Origin of the sequence: Shouchella oshimensis (assembly GCF_002019765.1) — a bacterium.
GTDB lineage: Bacteria > Bacillota > Bacilli > Bacillales > Bacillaceae_D > Shouchella > Shouchella oshimensis.
Genome location: NZ_KV917380.1, coordinates 2,970,681 through 2,991,518, shown reverse-complemented (window position 1 = coordinate 2,991,518; position 20,838 = coordinate 2,970,681). Strand labels below are relative to the sequence as shown.

The following is a 20,838-nucleotide window of genomic DNA, read 5'->3' as shown; positions in this document are numbered from 1 at the left end:
TGGAAATCCCAAAGGGAGAAAGATTTTATATCTCATCATTCGGAACATGATCCGCCAGCAGAAAGCAGCTCCTAATCATATTGTCGAGTATTATTACAAATTAAAAAAGCAACCTACCCCCAAGAAGGACAAGGTTGCCGTTGTCGCTTGTATGAACAAGCTCATAAAGTGTATGTATTCCATGGCTAGGAATCATACAGAGTACGATTACTCGCACGCGGTCTCAATGGACCAATAACTGTAGTATACCATAGGAACCTTATTTAAAAATAGACAGGGATAAGGTTTATTTCCTATGCCTAGATTTAAACATAACATCATCAGAATTATTATAAAAACCCTATTGACTAAACGTAGGAAAGAGGCTGGGACATAACTAAAAGTAGTATTTGAAATGACGAATAGTCTAAAATATGCTGAGTAGCACCGCTACAGGAGAATCCTTCCGCTCATTTTCATCTAAAACAAACGACGAACGTTCCTATTTTCAGGAATGTTCGTCGTTTTGGTCTGTCTATCTACTTTTGTCCCAGCCTCGGTATTTTATAATTCTTCTACTAGTACAATGTCGCCTTCAGGTGTCTCGCTTGTTTCATCAGGCTCAATCGTAATTGCAATGGTATCGTAACCCATTTCTGGATCGATGTCGAATGTCGAGATACCGCTCCCGTCTTCGGCTGGAGTAAATGTACCAGCTCGATAAGGTTCACCATCTTTTAACAACCATACTTGGTATACTTGTGTATCCTCAGGTTGGGAGAGTTGAGCTGCTTCCACAACGAGTTGTTGATAATGATCTTTATTGACAAACGAAGCTGTAGCTTGAAAAGGAATCGTCTCTGCTGCTGGTTGTAAGTTTAGCCGTTGAACCAAAGAATCAACAGTTATGCTTGGTTCAATTGCTACATCATCAGGTTCACCAAGCTGACTAACTGTATAGATATTCCCAATTAAAGAAAGAAAGAGTGCCGCAGCCATTGTCGGAATAAGCCAATTTACTTTCTTTTTTCTTTTTAATCCATGTGGTTCTTGTTTGTTTGTTGTAGATCCTGATGCAATTGGGTTCTGAACGTCTGCAGACTGAGACTCAACTGGCGCTTTCTCTGCAAACGCAGCAGAAAGTACCCGTTCTTTCATGTCAGGTGGAGGTTCAATTGGATCTACATCAAACCCTAAGTCATCCGTAAGCGCTCTGATTTCATTTAATTCTTCTTCGCATATCGAACATGTTGATAAGTGAGCTTCGAATTCTTTTGTTTCTGTATCTGTCAACTGTCCGTTAACGTAGTCAATTAAATGATTGCACTGTTCACTCATGAATGATCCCTCCATTCTGTTCTATGTCTTGGATCGTGGTTTTTAGATGTTTTAAAGCAAGTCGTAACCTTCCTTTTACAGTTCCTAAAGGAAGATCACACGAATCAGCGATTTTTTGCTGTGATAATCCTTGATAATAAAACAAGGTGATGACCTTTTGTTGTTCTGGTTTTAATTGACTGATGGCTTTTTTTACGACAGCACGTTTTTCTTTCCATTCGACTTGATCCTCTACACTTGGATCAGGGTCTTCTGTCATTTCCTTCGTCGCAATTTCTGAAGCGACTTCTCGCTTTTTCCGGTGATGGTCGATTACGATATTACGTGTCATAGTAAGCAACCAGCTAGAGAACTTTCCTTTTGTTTCATCATAAGAACTCTTTTGTGTCCACACTTTTATAAAGACTTCTTGAACAATTTCTTCCGCTAATTGTTTCTCTTCCGTCATTTTGAAGCTAAAAGAAAAAAGAAGTTTGCTGTATTTGTCATACATCTGTTCGAGGGCTTCTTTTTCTCCGCGCCTAAGCTTTTTATAAAGCTGTACATCATGTTCGGACATCATATTCTCCTTTTTTACTTGATCTCGATTTAGGAACATAAAAATCGGAATAATAGCTCTTTGCTGATTTTACATGTATTTGTCGAGAAAAGCCAAATAAAAAGGTGTGAAAAGCTTTCTTACAAAGAAAACGTACGAAGCACTGATTTGGATCACTTTTTTTTAAAAAAAGGTTTATTTTATTTGCATAATGGGTAATTTATTTAGTTCAACTTGATTGGCAATATCGGTTGTGGTTAGATGGCATTATACAATGTATTTAAAAAGGGGACAAGACGATGAAGAAGTCTCATGAGATAAGAGAGTGGCAATTAGAAGATAGCTATCGATCGTTACCAGCTACTTTTTATAGTCTTCAACAAGCAAACCCTGTACCAGAGCCGGAACTGGTTATCTTTAATTATGAATTAGCAAAAGAGCGAGGTATAGATGAGACGATCGCCAGTACAGATAGTGGGCGCGATTGGCTAGTGGGTAATCAAATTCCGAGTCGAAGCGAAGGAATCGCTCAGGCGTATGCAGGTCATCAGTTTGGTCAATTTACGATGCTTGGGGACGGTCGAGCGCTGCTACTTGGAGAACACGTAACACCAAATGAAGAGCGCTACGATATCCAATTAAAAGGGTCAGGCAGAACAAGTTTTTCACGTGGGGGAGATGGTCGAGCTGCACTTGGCCCAATGCTGAGAGAATATTTAATAAGTGAGGGCATGAATGGGTTAGGTATTCCAACAACACGGAGCCTCGCTGTAGTGAAAACAGGACAGGCAGTGCAAAGGGAAAAGCGTTTGCCAGGTGCTGTCTTAACAAGAATGGCGAAAAGCCATATTCGGGTTGGTACGTTTCAATATGCGGCTGCACGAGGAGATGTTTCTGACTTGAAAGCATTAGCTGATTATACAATTAATCGACATGAGCATACTGTTAGCGATGGAAAGAATCCGTATCTTGCTTTCTTACATCAGGTCATTGAGAAACAAGCGGAATTAATAGCAAATTGGCAATTGGTTGGTTTCGTACACGGTGTTATGAATACGGATAATATGGCTATTAGTGGTGAAACCATAGATTATGGGCCGTGCGCATTTCTTGATCAGTATGATCCAATGAAAACCTTTAGCTCGATTGACAGACAAGGTCGTTACTCATATGGAAACCAGCCTTATATGGCGAACTGGAATCTAGCCAGATTAGCAGAAGCACTCTTACCGTTACTAGCAAGTACTAAAGAAACAGCTGTTCAGCTAGCCCAACAGGCCATCGAAACCTTTACCCCTTTGTATACGAGCTATTGGTTAAAGGGGATGAGAAAAAAAGTAGGTTTTATTGATGATGAACAGGAAGAAGACCGCTCACTAATTGAAAGACTGCTCAAAATAATGTCTGATCATAACCTTGATTATACCCTCACATTTAGACAATTAAGTACAGAGGGAACGCTTCCTGCTTCTATAGAAAACATGGAACACTGTCAGACATGGAAGAAAGAGTGGGAGAACCGTGTGAATCAACAGTCAAGGAAAAAAAGTGACATTGAAAATCAAATGTTGAGTGTAAATCCTTTTATCATTCCTCGTAATGAACATGTGGAACAAGTGTTAGAAGACGTTGAAAAAAACGATGACCACACATTGCTACATGCGTTCCTTGTAGCTATTCGAGATCCGTTTAAAGAGACGGAGATGACAAAAAGGTTTGCACAAGTATCAGCAAGCAAGACGCCATATATCACATACTGCGGCACCTAAGCGTTAGCGAGGTGTCTTTTTCTTATGCTTGGTGAAAGAAGACGCTATAAAGGAGATCGAGTAAAAGAAGAGAAGCAAGACTTCCATAAGCGTAGGTTCTTTTTAAGCCTAGGTAATAACACTTAATCGTCTTGGGGATAAGGGCGACAATTAGAGTGGTGGAGCGGGTGTATGCGATTGTAGTAGTGATCGTGTTATCTAACAAGCTGTAATGAAGTGTAAGTAAAAAGGAAACCGCCATTGTGATAACAAACGGAACCCATGCAATGACTTCAATTCGCCACCAAACTTCGCTTTTACTCTTTGATTGGTGTTCTTCCATACCCCTTACACCTCCTATTAATTTATAGCCTAATTACATAGTGTTAAACATTCGCAATGGTTATGACGTATGCAGAAAACGAAGAACAGTGACTTGTTATTAGAGGTTTCGTCGATAAGGGAGGAGAACCGATGGATAAATGGAATAGGCTAAACGTAGAAGAAAGGTAAAGGCGGTGTGAACATGAATGTTCAGTTAACCCATGAAGCGCAACAATGTCTAGAAGGGTTTTTACAAATGAAGACAACGTTACATTCGGATACTGAAGAAGATTGGGTCTTTCAAGCTGAAGATGGCAAACTGTATAAGGTTCGAAAGTATGATGGCGCTACCTTTTGCAATAATCAGCTCATTGTTCTACTTTCCTTTAACGAAGATGAAGCAAGGTGGTCTCGCCTTATTTTGTCATTACTGAAGCGATTTCCTGATGGAGTCGAATTCCTTGAAGATGACCCCAATTCTTCTTATTTTTTCGCCTATCAAGTAAAGGGGAGAAAACGGTTAAAGGCAACGATTCAATATAGTAAAGCGAATGGAGCTGTTCGTATTTTAGCATTAGATGAGTGGAAAAAACAACGTAACTATGCAGGTTAATAATTGGGTAGAGGATTTTTAAAGGTTACGTAGAAATCTTATGTAGGAGAGGAGAATGACTGCACCCATTCTCTTCTTTTTTTGAAGGGAAGTCCATATCCATTTACTGTATAACTGCATAACTCCCATATATTCATAGAAAAGATGGTATACTTTTACTTAGATTCTTAGCAGGCGAAAGTAGGAGAGTGCCATTTTTTATTTGTATCTTAGTTTAATCTTACTGCACGTCATAAGTGAATTTTTTGAGCACATTGCTATTCAAAGTATCATCGGCAGCTTGGCCATTGTTATCATTGGATTGAACTTTTTTAAAGTGAAGCGATTATATTTTTGGGCAGGAACGGCTTTCTTTTTTGTTGGTCTTATTTGTGCTTTTCTTTATGTTCCACAAGAAAGAGCGTTTCTTTCTTTATTCGGCTCGATGACAAGTTTATTAGCTTTGCTATTTGTATTGCCCTATATGAGTACCATTATCGCGGTTGGAAAATACGATCGAGCTCTTGGTCAAATGATTCGTAAACCACCGCAATTAACAATGGTGAGATTATATAGACGTACATCATTGATGACCTATATGCTAACGTTGTTTTTAAATGTAGCAACAGTTCCAGTAGTTGTTTCAACGGTGAAAGCACAAGTATCTCAGTTAAAGGATGCATTTATTCAACGTTTTTTTGCCCATAGTATTTTACGTGCGTATGGACTTGTGCTTTTATGGAGCCCAACAGAAGTTCTTGTTGCTTCAACCATTGATATGACTGGAACAAGTTATTTGCTGTTGTTTCCAACGTTGCTAACCATTAGTATTTTATTTATTTCACTCGACTGGTTTATACATAATCGACAATTACAGCATATTGATTTAAAAGCAGCTGTTGAGGTAAACCATAATCCGGCGCAGTTGAGAAAGAAATTATTAGAACTTGGATTTGCCATTACATGCTTTATCGTCGTTCTTTTAACCTTAAATAGCCTTATTCCTCAATCGTTTTTATTTTCGGTTACCGTATTAATTATTCCATTTACATTTTTATGGGCATTTATCATTAAAAAAGGGAAACGATTTTTACTTTTAAGCTCTGCATATGTAAAAGGAAATACCACTCAGCTTCATGGTCTGTTCTTTTTATTTTTAGCGGCTGGCTTTTTTGTGGAAGTCTTTCCTTATACGACACTATTTGATCAAATGGATCTCTTTTTCTCCTATGTTTACGAAACTGGGCCCATTCTTTTATTCTATTTACTTATTGCTTTATGTATTTTTAGTTTTGCACTGATTGGATTCCATCCTTTAATTTCCATTGCGATTTTTTCACCATTCTTAGCTGAGGCGATGATCGTGCATCCATATGGTGTTAGTGTACTTTTAATAGGCGTGGGATTAAGCACAGTCATGATTGGACCATTTAATATAACGCCTACCATACTTGCGATGCAATTGCAGGCAAATCCTTATTCGATTATCCAGAAAAACTTATTGTTTGCGTTTGGCTACCTGTTGTTTATTGTAGCTGTGGCAACGGTATTTAGCGTTCTCTGATTCTCTCTTTAAAAGAAAAACAAGTAAGGAAAGTAGAGTGCCATGATCATAAAAATAGCCACAGCCATTCTAATTATCTTATCAATTGTCCTAGTTGCTCAATCAAGTTGGGTGACAGAACTACGAACAGGTGAAGGTCTCGAAGCGAGTGAATTATTTCAACAATCACTGCCATTTTTATTATCCTTGTCTTTTGTGTTATTGGTGGTTCAAAGCATCTTAACGGTTATTCCCCTCGCATTAATTCTAATTTTTAACTATATCTTATTAGGGTTTTGGTTTGCCTATGCGTGGAGCCTTGGTACAAGTATCGTAGCCAGTCTATTGTCTTTTTATTTATATCGTTACTGGCTACAGCACGTCTTTCAACAAAAAGTTCGGAAAAATTGGGTTCAAGCCATTGAGCAGAACGGCTTTTGGGTTGTATTAACAAGTCGGCTTGTTCCTGTTATGCCTTCAAGCCTCATAAATGTAGCAGCTGGAAGTAGCCGGATAACAGTAAAAACCTTTCTCTTTGCAACGTTTATAGGCAACAGTCTTTATTTAATGGCACTTTTTTTGTTAATGGAGGGTCTTATTGCTGGAGGAGCGGAATGGTTCCTTTTAATAGGTGTTGTGTTGCTATTGGGCACTATTGCTGTCAAGAAAAAATGGACAAAGCGAATGAAAAGTGGAGTGAATGAACAATGACGATTAGACAGTTACATCCAAATGAAGTTGTACCATACGATCTTTTATTGTTAGCAGATCCTAACAAAGAAATTGTGGATAGCTATATTAAGCAAGGGAGTTTCTATGTACATGAACAAAAGGGACAGCACATTGGGTGCTATGTCATGATTCAAACGAGGCCTGAGACCATTGAAATTGTCAATGTAGCTGTAAAAGAAGCATTACACGGTAATGGATATGGAAAAGCACTTGTGCAGCACGCCATTGAAACGGCGAAACAGGCAGGTTATAAAACAGTTGAAATCGGAACATCAAACTCAGGTATACACCAAATTGCTCTTTATCAAAGGTGTGGATTTCGATTGGAATGGATTGATCGCGGATTCTTTTTACGACATTATGAGGAAGCGATTTGGGAGAATGGAATACAAGCAGTCGATATGGTTAGAATGGCGATTCACTTTTAATTGAAATTTATGGTTTAAAGACCGAAAAAGGCAGGTATGATAGAGTAGTAGAGGGTCAGAAAGAAGGTTTTAGAATGATTGTAAGGGAGATTGAGCTTTTTGAGCGTGAATTAACTGTTTTAAAAAAAGAGAAGCAAAATAAATTGCTCTATGCCTGCTATCGAGCAGAAATTGATAGTCAAATCAACTTATTAAAAGAAGCCGTTTATTTCTATAACGATCATAAGTAAACAAACAAGCCGTAAATGGTAATGGCTTGTTTGTTTTTTTATTGAGCTTTTTTTCGGGAACTTTTTATCGTCGACAAAAGCATAATACTAAAGAGGATGCTTAATACGAGGCTGATAGGTGATGTCACATAGCCAAGAAAGAACGTGCCTAAGTCATGGTGAGCCGTAATCATAGCTGCCCGATACGATTGATCAATTAAGGGTCCAAGTACAATGCCTAAAACAAGGGGCGCCAGTGGAAAACCAAACAATCGTAAGACAAAACCTAACAAGCCAAATCCGATCATCCAATAAACATCAATCATCGTATTGTTAATAGAATAAGCTCCAACCACTATTAGAACAAGGATAATTGGCATAAGGATACCTTTTGGAATGGAAATGACTTTTTTAAATAAATGGATTCCGGTCATCCCAAATACAAGTAGAAAGAGATTCGCTAAAAATAAAGAACCGCAGATGACCCAAAATAAGTCAGGTGAATTCGTAATGAGCAATGGTCCTGGATCAAGTCCGTGTACAATAAGCGCGCCGATGATAACTGCTGTTACTGCATCACCTGGCATACCAAGTGTGAGCATAGGCACAAAGGCACCACCAATCGCTGCATTGTTTGCTGTTTCAGGCGCAATAACCCCTTCATATGCGCCTTCTCCAAAAGGACGACTTGGTTTTTTTATGCTACGTTTAGCGTGGTCATAGCCAAGTAAAGCTGCAATTTCGCCTCCAACTCCTGGCAGTACACCAGCTAGTGCACCAATCACGGATGTTCGAAGTGTAAGGGGCAAGAACTTGATTAACATAGCTAAAGGCGGAATGATTTTACCAACGACATTCTCTTTATGATTTTTCGGTGTTTTTTGAGAAAGTTGATAGAGAACCTCAGCAAAGCCGAATAGACCAAGAATGGCAATAATGACATTTATCCCGCTTTGAAGCTCTATTAGACCAAACGTTAGCCTAGGGCTAGCTGAAATCATATCAAGACCAATTAAACCAATAAAGACACCGAAACAGGCAAGAAATATCGACTTAATAAATGCACCTTGACTCATGGTACCGACTAACAATAAACCGAGTAAAGCGAGCAACAAATAGTCTCTATGAGCGAAATAAAGGGCAATGTCAGAAAGTACTGGAGTGGCGAATACAAGTAGAAGTAAACCAACCATTCCTCCAATAATAGATAAGATTGTAGACAGTCCAATGGCTAACCCTGCTTCGCCCTTCTGCGCAAGTGGATAACCATCAAAGGAAGTAGCAATTTGAGCGGGACCACCAGGCATATTTAAAAGAATGGCAGGGCGAGCACCTCCGTACACACCACCAACATATACCCCAACGATTAGAGCAAGTGCAGATAATGTGTCCCATGAATACGTGAGAGATAAAAGCAAAACAGTTGCCATTGTAACAGAGAGACCAGGAATAGCTCCAACATAAATACCAGCAAAAGTTCCTAAGGCTACGAGAAGTAGAAGCTGATAGTCAAATAGCGGCATAAAAAATTGTTCCATAACGTTCCTCTTTTCTGTAGCGAATTAAAATTAAGGGAAAACAATTTGAAAAACCGTTTGAAAGACAAATACAATGACAACGACAAGCCCTAATGATAGAAGGAAGCTTTTCCATATAGAGAGGGTTCGGAAAAATAGAAAGCTTATACATAAAAACAATAAAGTGGCGATGCTAAACGGAACATAGGGTATGAGAATGATATAAACAAAAACGAGACTAATAAAGCCAAAAAAGTAAAATGAATTTGAAAGCTCATATGTAACGTCTTCTAAAGACTTAAAATGCTGATACGCTAGTATACAAGAAAATACAACCATTAAAAAAGACAGGACGAGGGGTAGAAAACGTCCTGAGGATAGAAATTCGTCATAAACAGGTATGCGCATTGCTTGTGTTACGAAAAGAATGCTAACCGCAATCCAACCAATGTAGAAATAAAATGCAGGTGATTTAATCAAAAGGGTTCTTCCTTTCTTTCTGTGTTTCATTACGAGGAATGGGGATGTTGTAATTGCTTGGATGTTCAGCAAAGCCAGATTGGTAAAGGAACCAGTTTGTTCTTGATTCCCATTCTGTCTGATAGGCTAGCGCCTCATCCCCAGTGAGGCCAAGGGGAATCATTTTACTCCTTTCAATAAACGATTGAAATTCGTCTGTATGAAAAGCCTGTGTAAAGCTATCTCTAAGTGTTTCAATAATAGGTTCAGGTGTTCCTTTCTTTACGTATGCTCCGTAATATGCACCCCAAGGAAGGTGTTCCAAATAATCAGGTGCTACTTCACCAAGAGCAGGCCAATCCCCAAAGTCTTCTAAGCGAGTGTCGTTGACAATTCCTAACACTCGTACTTTATTAGCAAGAATATAATTGTAAGCGGATGGTAATGAAACGATTGATGCTTCAATTTGCTTTCCCATTAAACCGGTGATGGAAGCACCTTCTCCTTTGTAAGGCACCATTGCAAAATCAAGCCCTAACATGCTTGTCACGACACCAGAAGTTCCGACAGGACCTGTTGTGGCCATTAAAATTTTACCAGGATCTGCTTCCGCTTGTTCAATTAAATCGTCTAATGTTTGGAAAGGCGAGTCTGGGTGGACGATGACAATAGGAACGGTTCTAGCAAACAACATTATTGGTTCATAGTCATGATAACTTAAATCAGATATTCCTGTTGTACGATACAAATTAGGGTTTTCTGCGCCAAATAAGATTTTATATCCGTTTGCTGGATCCTTATGTACATCGTAAGCAGCAATTGAACCAGCGCCACCTTCAACATTTTGCAGGACGATGGATTCACCTAAAATAGGTTCAGTATGTTGGCTAATGACTCGAGCAATAGAATCGGCTCCTCCTCCTGGTCCAAATGGAATAACGCCAGTAATTGAGCGGGATGGGTATGTTTCTGATTCGACACCAGTTGTGACTGGATTGCAGGAAGATAAGAATAAAATAAGAAAAGGGAGTACGAATACTCTTTTAGAAAACATGGAATCACCTCTGTAGCGTTTGGAAAGCGTTTTCAATAATGTTCCGTTAAATGGAATGATAACATTGTAGAACGGAAATGTGTAAGTGAATTGTAGCAAACAAAAAAGAACTTGTCATTGTTTTTTTGCAATTCAGCAAAAAACAATCAACAGAGAAAGGAAGAGGAAAGTAGTTGACAAATGAATAGGTGTATCGCTAGAATTTTGATAAGAAATACTTGTATACTAGTATAAAAATAAAAGGAGGGCAATGATGAAACATCAATTTTCTCTAGCTCATCTCACTGCATTAGAGTGTGCGCCACCCGAATTAACCTATCTAGCAGCACAAGCTGGTTACGACTTTGTGAGTATTCGTCCGATCTATATGGGGTTACCTGATGAACCAAACTATGACTTAGCAACCAATAAAGTAATGTTTAAAGAAACGAAAATAGCCCTTCAACAAACAGGCTTAAATGTGCATGATATAGAATTGGCCAGAGTTCATGCGGACATTGACCCACTTATCTATGAACCTGCGTTTGAAGTGGCGGCAGAACTTGGAGCAAAACACGTCTTAAGTAGTATATGGACAGATGATACAGAGCTTGGTCGTGAAAAGTTTGCTCAGTTATGTGATCTAGCAAGGCCGTATGGACTAATTATTAATTTGGAATCAGTACCAATTGCATCTGTGAAAACGCTAAAGGGAGCTATTCATGTATTAGAAGATGTAAAAAGAGAAAATGTAGGATTAATGATTGATGCTCATCACTTCCATCGAGCGGATGATTGTATAGATGATCTTAAAACCATCCCTAAAGAATGGCTTCACTATTTTCATTTATGTGATGCACAAAGAGAAATTCCAGTAAAAAAAGAAGAGATGACACGTATTTTACGAGAAGAGAGGTTGTATATAGGTGAAGGTGGGCTTCCCTTAAAAGACATGGTAACGCGTTTACCTAGTGATATTGTTTTTTCACTTGAGATGCCACATAAGCAAAGAACGAAAGAGTTAGGAACGTTTGAGTATATAAAGAAATGTTTAGAATCTGCAAAAACGTTTGTACAGGAAAAGGATACTCGTATAGTAAAAAAGTAAATCATCTTGTATACTAGTGTTTCAAAGGGTTTTATGGTATGATTTCAGAAATGTTAAATTGGTTATGGTACACTCTTTTTAACAAACGATTATTTAATAGTTGTTGAAAAGGTGGAGACATAGAGTCATGGAAAAACGTGATTCATTACGAACTGTTCGGCGAGCACTATCCATTCTAGATTGTTTTTCGTTTCAAAAACAAGAACTTTCTTTAACACAAATTGCAAATGAAATTGAATTAGCAAAGTCGACAACAACCCGATTGCTAACAAGTCTCGAGACAGAAATGCTGGTACAGAGAGATGACAAAACAGGTAAGTATAAGCTAGGAACCAAGTTAATTTATTTAGGTCAAATTGCAAAAGATGCGTATCAGCTGAAAGATGTGATGGCACCGCTTATGAAGCAACTTCGAGACGAAACATTAGAAACAGTGAACTTATATACAATTGACCGAGGAAAACGGGTATGTATCTTACAGTTTGAAGGATATCAGCCTCTCCGACATGCAGTTCGAATTGGCGAATTACTACCGCTGCATGCAGGAGCAGGAGGAAAGGTCCTACTGGCTTATCAGTCTGAACAACGAAAGCAGGAAGCTATAAAGGATTTAACAATGGTTGAACAAAACGAACGGTTAGCTGAACTGCAACAAATTAAAGAATCAGGCATAGCTATTAGTATTGAAGAACGTGAAATTGGACTAGCGGCAATTGCAGTAGCAGTCCCGAATCGTGATGGGAGTGTAACCCATTGTTTATCAATCTCTGGCCTTGTTCAGCGATTCTCAAATGAAAAGATAAACGAATTTAAGCAACGTTTAAAAGACGTAATAGCACAAGTCGAGCATGATTAAAAATAAAGAAAGCGTTTACGATAAAGGGATGCAAACGAAGGAGAAGAGTATGTCAACAATTATTAAGAAAATGAAAGCTGAGCACGTTAAACGTCCATTAATCTGTGCCCCTCTGGTAGGAAAAACGTTCGAAGCAATCAAGGAAGAACTTTTTGTTATTACTAAGAAGCAGCCTGGACTCATTGAATGGCGTGTTGATTTCTTCGAAGAGATTGATAAGACTGAATCTGTTATTGAAACAGGGAAATGGATAAAAGAGAACGCGAGGGGGATACCTGTATTATTTACAAGACGTTCAAATCGTGAAGGGGGACAACCCATCACCTTAAGTGAGGAAGAAGTAACCAAACTATATGTCAGTGTCTTAGAAGCGGATATTATTGATGCTGTTGACGTGGAGTTAAGCTGCCCGAAAGAAGCGAAAGAAACCATTCTCTCACTTGCTAAGGACAAGGAGATACAAACAGTTATGTCGTTTCACGATTTTTCAAAAACACCGAAAAAAGAGGAACTGCTGGATGTTTTAAAGCAAGCACAAGAAGAAGGTGGGGACGTAGGGAAAATTGCATTAATGCCAAAGTCCCTTCGTGATGTATTACTTGTAGCTGAAGTAACAGAAGAAGCAAATCGAGGACTAACGATTCCTATCATTACGATGTCAATGGGTCCTAAAGGAGCCCTTTCTCGTCTAGTTGGAGGTGCTTTCGGTTCTGCTGTTAGTTTTGCTGTCGGTCAAACGGCTTCTGCACCAGGACAAATCCAAATTGATCAACTTGAAAAGGTACTCGACGTAATTGACGCCAGTCAAGAATAAGAGAAAAACATGTTGCCTATGGAAGGGAACATGTTTTTCTTATTTGCGTGATTGCTTATAGAGCAAGTGGTTTTGACCCCAAGTGTGCATGGCTGTAAAAATCGGCTCTAACGTCTTCCCGTATGTGCTAATCGTATATTCAACTTTTGGCGGAATTTCTGGATAAACGTGCCGCTCAATAATGTTTTCTTCTTCTAATTCTCTAAGCTGTTGTGTAAGTACTTTTGGGGTTATAGTCGGTATAACCCGTTGAAACTCACCAAAACGTGTCGTGCCATTGGCTATTAAATGAAGTAATATGAGTAGCTTCCACTTGCCGACAAATATCTCCAACGCCTGATTTACTTGGCATTGATCAGGTATGATATTCATAAAATGACTCCTTTAGTATACTTTTGTATACCTTCTTTCATGAAAGTACGTACTTTTAAATGTGTTTATCATAAGGCAAAATGAAAGAAGATACAAACAATGTAACTTAATGAAGTGAGGAGGATTTCCATGAATCGCATAAAAAAAGAAAATGGTTTGGAATTCGGTATTTATACGCTAGGAGATCATCTTCCGAATCCACATACAGGAAAACGTATTTCTGCCCAGCAGCGCCTTCATGAAATTATTGAATTTGCTAAGCTTGCAGATGGAGCTGGCTTAGATTTTTTTAGTGTTGGTGAAAGTCATCAAGCTTACTTTGCGACGCAGGCACATTCCGTTGTACTCGCGGCAATTGCACAGGCAACAAAAAACATAAAAATCGGTAGTTCTTCTACGATTATTAGTACATCTGATCCAGTTCGTGTATATGAAGACTTTGCAACGATTGACTTAATTTCAAATGGACGAGCAGAAATCATTGCAGGCAGAGCTTCCCGTGTAGGTCTATATGAGCTTCTTGGTTATGATTTGCGCAACTACGAGGAATTATTTGAAGAGAAATTTGACTTACTAAATCAGATTAACAAAGAAGAGCGGGTTACATGGAACGGTGAATTTCGAGCATCCCTTAGCGATGCTGAGGTTTTACCTCGACCATTAGAAGGGAAAATGCCAATTTGGCGTGCTGTTGGAGGCTCGCCTGCAAGTGCCATTAAAGCAGGCATTGCTGGTGTGCCGATGTTTCTTGCTCACTTGGCTGGTCCGACAGAAGCGTTTAAACGTTCAATTGATGCGTATCGCAGTGCATTAACGCAAAGTGGTTATAATCCAGATGAATTTCCAATCGCCACAGCTGGACTTTTCTATGCCGCGGAAACGACCCAAGAAGCTCAGCGTGCCTATTATCCTTGTGTGAATGAAGGGATAAAATTAACGAACGGATCTGGTTTTTCAAAACGAGCATTTGCACAAGGAGAGGATGTACGAGACGTATTGAATGTCGGCAGCCCTCAGCAAATTATTGAAAAAATTCTTTATCAATACGAATTGTTTGGCCACCAACGTTACATTGCTCAGCTTGATTTTGGTGGAGTACCATTTGATGAACTAAAGAAAAATTTAGAGTTAATAGCAACAGACATTCTTCCTGCTATTCGGAAATATACAAAGGAGGGATCGGCGTGAAAACCGTTGCTTTATCTGGATCGGTCGTCGGATCAAAAACAAGAACGATTATGAATGAAGTCGTTCGTCAAATACAAACCTATGATGAGTCAACAAATGTCACGCTCATTGATTTAGCTGAGCATGATATTCAATATAGTGACGGTCGTCAGTTTATTGACTATACAGGAGATACTGGATATGTGGCACGTACAATAATGGATGCAGATGCACTTATTATAGGAACCCCTATATTTCAAGCGTCTATCCCTGGCGCATTAAAAAACATATTCGATTTGCTTCCTGTAAATGCTTTCGAGAATAAAGTCGTAAGCATTGTTGTAACAGCTGGTAGCTCAAAACACTATTTAGTAGCAGAGCAACAGCTTAAGCCTATTTTAAGCTATATGAAAGCACAGCTTGTTCAAACCATCGTGTTCGCAGAAGAGAAAGATTTTCAGCAGAAACAATTAGTGAATGATGATGTTGAATTCCGTATTGGTCGACTTGTTGAAGATACTCATCTCTTAACGAGAACATTTAAAAAAATACAAGAAGAAGCAGAAGACGCATACGGATTTTAAATGAGGCTAGGACATAACGAAAAGTAGTGTTTGAAAAGACGAATAGTCTAAAATATGCTGAGTAGCACCGCTACAGGAGAATCCTTCGCTTTCCGGGGACACGGACTCAGCCTCCTCCGTGGAAAACCACCACTCCAGAGTCTTCAGACACGTGCTGATCTCCCAGGAGTCTTCTGATTCTCCTTCCGCTAATGTTCATATAAAACAAACGACGAACGTTCCTATTTTCAGGAATGTTCGTCATTTTGATCTGTCTATCTACTTTTGTCCCAGCCTCTTATTTCCTACGTTTAGTCAATAGGGTTTTTATAATAATTCTGATGATGTTATTTTTAAATCTAGGCATAGGAAATAAACCTTATCCCTGTCTATTTTTAAATAAGGTTCCTATGGTATACTACAGTTATTGGTCCATTGAGACCGCGTGCGAGTAATCGTACTCTGTATGATTCCTAGCCATGGAATACATACACTTTATGAGCTTGTTCATACAAGCGACAACGGCAACCTTGTCCTTCTTGGGGGTAGGTTGCTTTTTTAATTTGTAATAATACTCGACAATATGATTAGGAGCTGCTTTCTGCTGGCGGATCATGTTCCGAATGATGAGATATAAAATCTTTCTCCCTTTGGGATTTCCACGTTTATTAATATGGTCTTGTCCATGATATTTGCCAGATTGATATCTGCGGATATCAATTCCCACGAAGGCGTTCACTTTTTTGTGATTTGAGAAGCGGGACAGATCACCAAGTTCCCCCATCACAAGAGCTGCACTAATTTCTCCAATACCAGGTACGCTAAGAAATAAATCAAACTCAGGAAGGTTTTTGGCTTCCTCGATCAGTTCTTTAGATACGCGTTCTTTTTCTTCTAAAAGATGAAGAAGCTGACGCGCATAGTATCGTACCTTTTGAGTTTGAACACTCTCTATAGAGACGGCTGGGTAAGAAGAGTGAGCGTAGCTCATGATCTCGACTGCTTTCTGTTTTGCGCGATTCTGTGAAATGTTTTTTAACGTATGATTGATGAGCTGATTTTTAATTTTTGTGATACTCGACCTTAAAACAAGATCGGGATGAGGAAAGAGCGCAATCAGACTTAAAGCGTAAGGTGTAATTCGACTCGAGAAAAATTGTTCAAGCTCTGGGAAACTAAGCTGGAGTGCATTGTGTAGATACATACGCATCCGTTTAATTTCCTCTTCAATCTCTTGATAAAAACGCGAGAGGTCACGCAGATGTTGATAGATGATGGATTGCGTTTGAGTTTCCTCTCTTCTGTGAAGGGAATGAGACTGAGCTAATAAGTGGGCATCGTGTTTGTCGGTTTTCCAGCTTCTGAGTGTCCCTAGCTCAAGCTGTTTTTTAGCCTCTAACGGATTAAGAATACAGTAACGTAAAGCATTCCTTTGGCAAAACGTCTCCACTGGTTTGGAATAAATCCCTGTGGCTTCAAAGACAACGGTCACACTACCTGGAAGGGTCTGAATGTGATCGAATAGCTGTTGAAATCCTAGTTGATTATGAGCAATTTCTTCTTCGTACAAAAATCTTTGGTCTTGATAAATGACCGAGTAACTTTTCCCCATTGATACATCTAAAGCGACTACAAACTCCATCATTGTTCCTCTTTTCATTTAGCATTGAAAGGTCTTCACTTAATCATTCCGATTCTAATTTCCTCTACACGAGCTCAATGGCCCCAACATACTTAAACCTGACTCAGTAATGAAAGTGAAGAAGCTCGGTTTTTAATACGGATTCTAGATCCTTGAGGCTTAGGTCGAGCTTTCTTTCACCTCTCACTATACGCCTAAACGAAAAATAGTGGGTAAGATTCATCCGTCGATGATCTTACCCACTAATCTTAGTATGTTTTGTATAATTCCATGCGTGAAGGACTGTTGTAACTGCTTCTTCTAGTTGTTCCTCAGGAATACTGGCAAAGCCAAGCACAATACGGGGGTGCTGAGAAACAGGTTGTTCAATTGTATAGTGCGAGAGGGGATAGAGCCTTACTTGCGCATCTTTTGCAGCTTGAACGAGGGCTTCTTCACTCATACCGTTTTTAATGACGACGACAATATGAAGCCCAGAGCGCTCACCAATGATGGATAATTGATCTTCATATGGCTTCATGGCTTGTAAGACGATGTCACGCTTGCGACGATAAAGTTTCCGCATACGGTTTACATGCTTTTCAAAATCTCCAGCTTGCATAAATAAAGTAAGAACATGCTGATCAATTCGAGAGACGGTAGAGTGATGAAACGAAAACAGATTGTTATACCGCTCTATTAATGTTTGTGGTAACACCATATAGCTTAGCCGAGCGGATGGAATAAGTGACTTCGAAAAACTGCCAACATAGATCACTTTATGGTGCTTATCCATACTTTGAAGAGACGGAATGGTTTTACCACTATAGCGAAATTCACTATCGTAGTCATCTTCAATAATGAAACGGTCGTTCTTTTCCTCTGCCCACTTTAACAGTTGTTGACGCCGGTTGACAGATAAAACCGCTCCATAAGGGAAGTGGTGGGAAGGGGTGGTGTACATAATGTTCACAGGTGATTGAGTAAGTGCCTGTACATCCACGCCTTCTTCATCAACGGTAAATGGATAAAATTCATGTGGATGATGACGTAATAGTTTACGCATAAGTTGATAGCCAGGGTCCTCAATGCCATAAACACTTTTCTTACCAAATAAAAGAAAGAGTTGTTGCACTAATGTCTCCATTCCAGCACCGATAACCACTTGCTCCCATGTACACTGGACACCACGGGAATGATAAAGGTAATTGGCAATCTCTTGTCGAAACGGTTGGTCGCCTGAAGCATGTCCAAGTAAAAGTAACTGTTGATTCGATTGGTCGACAACTTGACGTACGTATTTTCGCCACTTATCAAATGGAAAATAGCGTGTATCAATATGCGTAGGGTGAAAGTTGAAACGAATAGGTGGTGAATCTGCTACGCTTGTAGTTGTATGTTGGGATGAAACAGGTGCATAGTCAAGCTGTTCGTATGCTTGTACAAAAAAACCTTTCCGTGGGAGCACTTCCACATACCCTTCCGCAACAAGCTGGTTATAGGTCGATTCAACGGTATTTTGACTTACTTTTAAAAATTCAGCGAGCTTTCGTTTTGATGGAAGTTTTGTACCGTGATCAATTCGGCCAGAAGTAATTTCTTTTTTTACATGCAAATAAAGCTGCTCATAAAGAGGTGTTGTTGCCTCTCGGTCTAAATGTACCCATAGTAAATCCATTTTTTCGTCCCTCTCATCTGAACCCATTATTTTTTTGAAAACTGGCACTTACAATACAGTCAGTTTCTTTTTATACTATGAAATAAATCTGAAAAATGCAATCAAAAAGGAGTGGACAAGATGGAACGTATGTTAGGAACAGATCGAGTGAAACAAGGAATGGCGCAAATGCAAAAAGGTGGCGTCATTATGGACGTTGTTAATGCAGAGCAAGCGAAAATCGCGGAGGAAGCAGGAGCGGTTGCAGTTATGGCACTAGAGCGTGTACCATCAGATATTCGTGCAGCAGGTGGAGTGGCTCGTATGGCTGATCCAACGATTACTGAACAGGTACTTCAAGCCGTCTCCATTCCTGTTATGGCAAAAGCGCGTATCGGTCATATTGTAGAAGCGCGAGTTCTTGAAGCAATGGGTGTAGATTATATTGATGAAAGTGAAGTGTTAACACCAGCAGATGAGGTTTATCATTTGAATAAACGTGACTTTACTGTACCATTCGTATGTGGCGCTCGTGACCTTGGCGAAGCTGCGCGTCGGATTGGTGAAGGGGCATCTATGATTCGTACGAAGGGAGAACCAGGTACAGGAAATATTGTAGAGGCCGTTCGTCATATGAGAAAAATGCAGGCTCAAATTAAACAAGTGATTCATATGTCAACAGATGAATTAATGACAGAAGCAAAAACCATTGGTGCTCCATATGAAATTCTACTTCACATAAAAGAAACTGGTCAATTTCCAGTTGTGAATTTTGCAGCAGGCGGAGTGGCAACACCTGCAGATGCGGCATTAATGATGGAGCTTGGCGCAGATGGGGTGTTCGTTGGCTCAGGTATATTCAAATCAGAATCACCAGAAAAATTTGCTCGCGCGATCGTAGAAGCGACGACCCACTACAAAGATTATGATTTAATTGCACGACTTTCAAAGAATTTAGGAACAGCTATGAAAGGGCTAGATATTTCAACAATTGCTCCAGAAGAACGTATGCAGGATCGTGGCTGGTAGTATGGTGAAAGTTGGTGTACTTGCTCTCCAAGGTGCGGTGAGTGAGCATATTAAGATGATAGAGGAGAATGGTGCTGTTGGTGTTGCTGTAAAGCGGGTGGAGCAGCTTGAAACCATTGATGGCCTTATTATTCCAGGTGGCGAGTCAACAACGATGCGGCGTCTTATTGACAACGATCATTTTTTTGAGCCACTAAAAGCATTTGGAGAAAAGGGAAGGCCTGTTTTTGGTACGTGCGCGGGTATGATCTTAATGGCTCGCTCTCTTACCGATCAAAAAGAGGGACACCTAGGTTTTATTAATATGGTCGTCGAACGAAATGCGTTTGGTCGACAACGAGAAAGTTTTGAAGCGCATTTATCTGTAATGGGTATTTCAGAATATGTAGAAGCTGTCTTTATTCGTGCACCTCTTGTTCAGGAGATTGGAGAAGAGGTTGAAGTGGTAAGTGAGTACGATAATGAAATTGTAGCAGTGCGACAAGGTTCCTTTCTTGCATGCTCATTCCATCCTGAGTTGACGGATGATCCAAGAATGCATCAGCTCTTTATTCAAATGGTAAAAGAATATAAATGAGACTAGGACAAAAGTAGATAGACAGACCAAAATGACGAACATTCCTGAAAATAGGAACGTTCGTCGTTTGTTTTATATGAACATTAGCGGAAGGAGAACCCGAAGACTCCTGGGGGATCAGCACGTGTCTGAAGACTCTGGAGTGGCGGTTTCCCACGGAGGAGCTGAGGCCGTGTTCCCGGAAAGCGAAGGATTCTCTTGTAGCGGTGCTACTCAGCATAGTTTAGACTATTCGTCATTTCAACTACTACTTTTCGTTATGTCCCAGCCTCTCTTCCTACGTTTAGTCAATAGGGTTTTTATAATAATTCTGATGATGTTATTTTTAAATCTAGGCATAGGAAATAAACCTTATCCCTGTCTATTTTTAAATAAGGTTCCTATGGTATACTACAGTTATTGGTCCATTGAGACCGCGTGCGAGTAATCGTACTCTGTATGATTCCTAGCCATGGAATACATACACTTTATGAGCTTGTTCATACAAGCGACAACGGCAACCTTGTCCTTCTTGGGGGTAGGTTGCTTTTTTAATTTGTAATAATACTCGACAATATGATTAGGAGCTGCTTTCTGCTGGCGGATCATGTTCCGAATGATGAGATATAAAATCTTTCTCCCTTTGGGATTTCCA

22 protein-coding genes and 2 pseudogenes are annotated in these 20,838 nt (G+C 39.6%); 14 read left to right on the top strand and 10 right to left on the bottom strand.

Going from position 1 to position 20,838, the window contains the following annotated elements:
- Positions 1-238, top strand: a pseudogene (locus tag BK583_RS21095) (IS110 family RNA-guided transposase); the annotation flags it as partial.
- A 305-nt stretch (positions 239-543) separates the two neighbouring features.
- Here BK583_RS21095 and BK583_RS15180 read toward each other — a convergent pair.
- Both BK583_RS15180 and BK583_RS15175 read right to left on the bottom strand, forming a co-directional pair.
- Positions 544-1,317: an anti-sigma factor gene (locus BK583_RS15180; protein ID WP_055735770.1), complete on the bottom strand. Its 774-nt coding sequence runs from the start codon at positions 1,315-1,317 to the stop codon at positions 544-546.
- Positions 1,310-1,876 (bottom strand): RNA polymerase sigma factor, encoded by a 567-nt coding sequence (locus tag BK583_RS15175; protein WP_051667391.1) that lies wholly within the window; start codon positions 1,874-1,876, stop codon positions 1,310-1,312. Before BK583_RS15175 ends, BK583_RS15180 begins: the two co-directional genes overlap by 8 nt.
- Before the next feature lie 278 nt (positions 1,877-2,154).
- Here BK583_RS15175 and BK583_RS15170 point away from each other — a divergent pair, with 278 nt between their 5' ends.
- Positions 2,155-3,624 carry a protein adenylyltransferase SelO gene (locus BK583_RS15170; RefSeq protein ID WP_038478066.1) on the top strand — a complete coding sequence of 490 codons (1,470 nt, stop codon included), beginning with the start codon at positions 2,155-2,157 and terminating at the stop codon, positions 3,622-3,624.
- Between the two features lie 22 nt (positions 3,625-3,646).
- Here BK583_RS15170 and BK583_RS15165 read toward each other — a convergent pair whose 3' ends face one another.
- A complete protein-coding gene (locus BK583_RS15165; RefSeq protein WP_055735769.1) occupies positions 3,647-3,946 on the bottom strand; it encodes a hypothetical protein in 300 nt (99 codons plus the stop codon).
- A 183-nt stretch (positions 3,947-4,129) separates the two neighbouring features.
- Here BK583_RS15165 and BK583_RS15160 point away from each other — a divergent pair, with 183 nt between their 5' ends.
- From BK583_RS15160 to BK583_RS20825, 5 genes are all read left to right on the top strand, one after another.
- Positions 4,130-4,540, top strand: coding sequence for a hypothetical protein (locus BK583_RS15160; RefSeq protein WP_055735768.1), 411 nt, complete (start codon positions 4,130-4,132; stop codon positions 4,538-4,540).
- Positions 4,541-4,742: 202 nt separating this feature from the next.
- Entirely contained in the window at positions 4,743-6,083 is a 1,341-nt protein-coding gene (locus tag BK583_RS15155) for a hypothetical protein (RefSeq protein ID WP_055735767.1), read from the top strand.
- 42 nt (positions 6,084-6,125) lie between these two features.
- Positions 6,126-6,773, top strand: a complete 648-nt coding sequence (locus BK583_RS15150; protein ID WP_038478078.1) for a TVP38/TMEM64 family protein — start codon at positions 6,126-6,128, stop codon at positions 6,771-6,773.
- Positions 6,770-7,222, top strand: coding sequence for a GNAT family N-acetyltransferase (locus BK583_RS15145; protein ID WP_055735766.1), 453 nt, complete (start codon positions 6,770-6,772; stop codon positions 7,220-7,222). The genes BK583_RS15150 and BK583_RS15145 overlap by 4 nt, the downstream gene beginning before the upstream one ends.
- Positions 7,223-7,296: 74 nt before the next feature.
- Positions 7,297-7,452 carry a hypothetical protein gene (locus tag BK583_RS20825; protein WP_158318499.1) on the top strand — a complete coding sequence of 52 codons (156 nt, stop codon included), beginning with the start codon at positions 7,297-7,299 and terminating at the stop codon, positions 7,450-7,452.
- Between the two features lie 38 nt (positions 7,453-7,490).
- Here BK583_RS20825 and BK583_RS15140 read toward each other — a convergent pair whose 3' ends face one another.
- Genes BK583_RS15140 through BK583_RS15130 form a run of 3 tightly spaced genes read right to left on the bottom strand, consistent with a single transcriptional unit; the run spans position 7,491 to position 10,461 of the window.
- A complete protein-coding gene (locus tag BK583_RS15140; protein ID WP_055735765.1) occupies positions 7,491-8,969 on the bottom strand; it encodes a tripartite tricarboxylate transporter permease in 1,479 nt (492 codons plus the stop codon).
- Positions 8,970-8,999: 30 nt separating this feature from the next.
- Complete coding sequence (locus BK583_RS15135) at positions 9,000-9,428, bottom strand: tripartite tricarboxylate transporter TctB family protein (RefSeq protein ID WP_038478084.1); 429 nt, start codon at positions 9,426-9,428, stop codon at positions 9,000-9,002.
- Positions 9,421-10,461, bottom strand: coding sequence for a Bug family tripartite tricarboxylate transporter substrate binding protein (locus BK583_RS15130; RefSeq protein ID WP_055735764.1), 1,041 nt, complete (start codon positions 10,459-10,461; stop codon positions 9,421-9,423). Before BK583_RS15130 ends, BK583_RS15135 begins: the two co-directional genes overlap by 8 nt.
- A 253-nt stretch (positions 10,462-10,714) precedes the next feature.
- Between BK583_RS15130 and BK583_RS15125 the strand changes: the two genes are divergently transcribed.
- The 3 genes from BK583_RS15125 (at position 10,715) to aroD (ending at position 13,218) form a co-directional block, all read left to right on the top strand.
- Complete coding sequence (locus tag BK583_RS15125) at positions 10,715-11,548, top strand: sugar phosphate isomerase/epimerase family protein (RefSeq protein WP_055735763.1); 834 nt, start codon at positions 10,715-10,717, stop codon at positions 11,546-11,548.
- Positions 11,549-11,675: 127 nt separating this feature from the next.
- A complete protein-coding gene (locus BK583_RS15120; RefSeq protein WP_055735762.1) occupies positions 11,676-12,404 on the top strand; it encodes an IclR family transcriptional regulator in 729 nt (242 codons plus the stop codon).
- A gap of 49 nt (positions 12,405-12,453) precedes the next feature.
- The gene (aroD, locus tag BK583_RS15115) at positions 12,454-13,218 is read left to right on the top strand and encodes a type I 3-dehydroquinate dehydratase (RefSeq protein ID WP_038478095.1); all 765 of its coding nucleotides are present in this window, start codon (positions 12,454-12,456) and stop codon (positions 13,216-13,218) included.
- A 39-nt stretch (positions 13,219-13,257) separates the two neighbouring features.
- Here aroD and BK583_RS15110 read toward each other — a convergent pair whose 3' ends face one another.
- Positions 13,258-13,590 carry a winged helix-turn-helix transcriptional regulator gene (locus tag BK583_RS15110; RefSeq protein WP_038478098.1) on the bottom strand — a complete coding sequence of 111 codons (333 nt, stop codon included), beginning with the start codon at positions 13,588-13,590 and terminating at the stop codon, positions 13,258-13,260.
- Positions 13,591-13,719: 129 nt separating this feature from the next.
- Here BK583_RS15110 and BK583_RS15105 point away from each other — a divergent pair, with 129 nt between their 5' ends.
- Positions 13,720-14,778, top strand: coding sequence for an LLM class flavin-dependent oxidoreductase (locus BK583_RS15105; RefSeq protein ID WP_055735761.1), 1,059 nt, complete (start codon positions 13,720-13,722; stop codon positions 14,776-14,778).
- Positions 14,775-15,341 carry an NADPH-dependent FMN reductase gene (locus BK583_RS15100; RefSeq protein ID WP_055735760.1) on the top strand — a complete coding sequence of 189 codons (567 nt, stop codon included), beginning with the start codon at positions 14,775-14,777 and terminating at the stop codon, positions 15,339-15,341. The genes BK583_RS15105 and BK583_RS15100 overlap by 4 nt, the downstream gene beginning before the upstream one ends.
- 403 nt (positions 15,342-15,744) lie before the next feature.
- Here the strand turns inward: BK583_RS15100 and BK583_RS15095 are convergent, their stop codons facing one another.
- Positions 15,745-16,965 (bottom strand): IS110 family RNA-guided transposase, encoded by a 1,221-nt coding sequence (locus BK583_RS15095; protein ID WP_245804421.1) that lies wholly within the window; start codon positions 16,963-16,965, stop codon positions 15,745-15,747.
- 232 nt (positions 16,966-17,197) lie between these two features.
- Complete coding sequence (pdxR, locus tag BK583_RS15090; RefSeq protein WP_055737220.1) at positions 17,198-18,619, bottom strand: MocR-like pyridoxine biosynthesis transcription factor PdxR; 1,422 nt, start codon at positions 18,617-18,619, stop codon at positions 17,198-17,200.
- A 120-nt stretch (positions 18,620-18,739) separates the two neighbouring features.
- Here pdxR and pdxS point away from each other — a divergent pair, with 120 nt between their 5' ends.
- Together pdxS and pdxT are read left to right on the top strand one after the other, a co-directional pair.
- Positions 18,740-19,627, top strand: a complete 888-nt coding sequence (gene pdxS, locus BK583_RS15085) for a pyridoxal 5'-phosphate synthase lyase subunit PdxS (RefSeq protein ID WP_038478110.1) — start codon at positions 18,740-18,742, stop codon at positions 19,625-19,627.
- Between the two features lies 1 nt (position 19,628).
- Entirely contained in the window at positions 19,629-20,204 is a 576-nt protein-coding gene (gene pdxT, locus BK583_RS15080) for a pyridoxal 5'-phosphate synthase glutaminase subunit PdxT (protein ID WP_055737219.1), read from the top strand.
- 396 nt (positions 20,205-20,600) lie between these two features.
- Here pdxT and BK583_RS21090 read toward each other — a convergent pair.
- Positions 20,601-20,838: pseudogene (locus BK583_RS21090) on the bottom strand (IS110 family RNA-guided transposase); the annotation flags it as partial.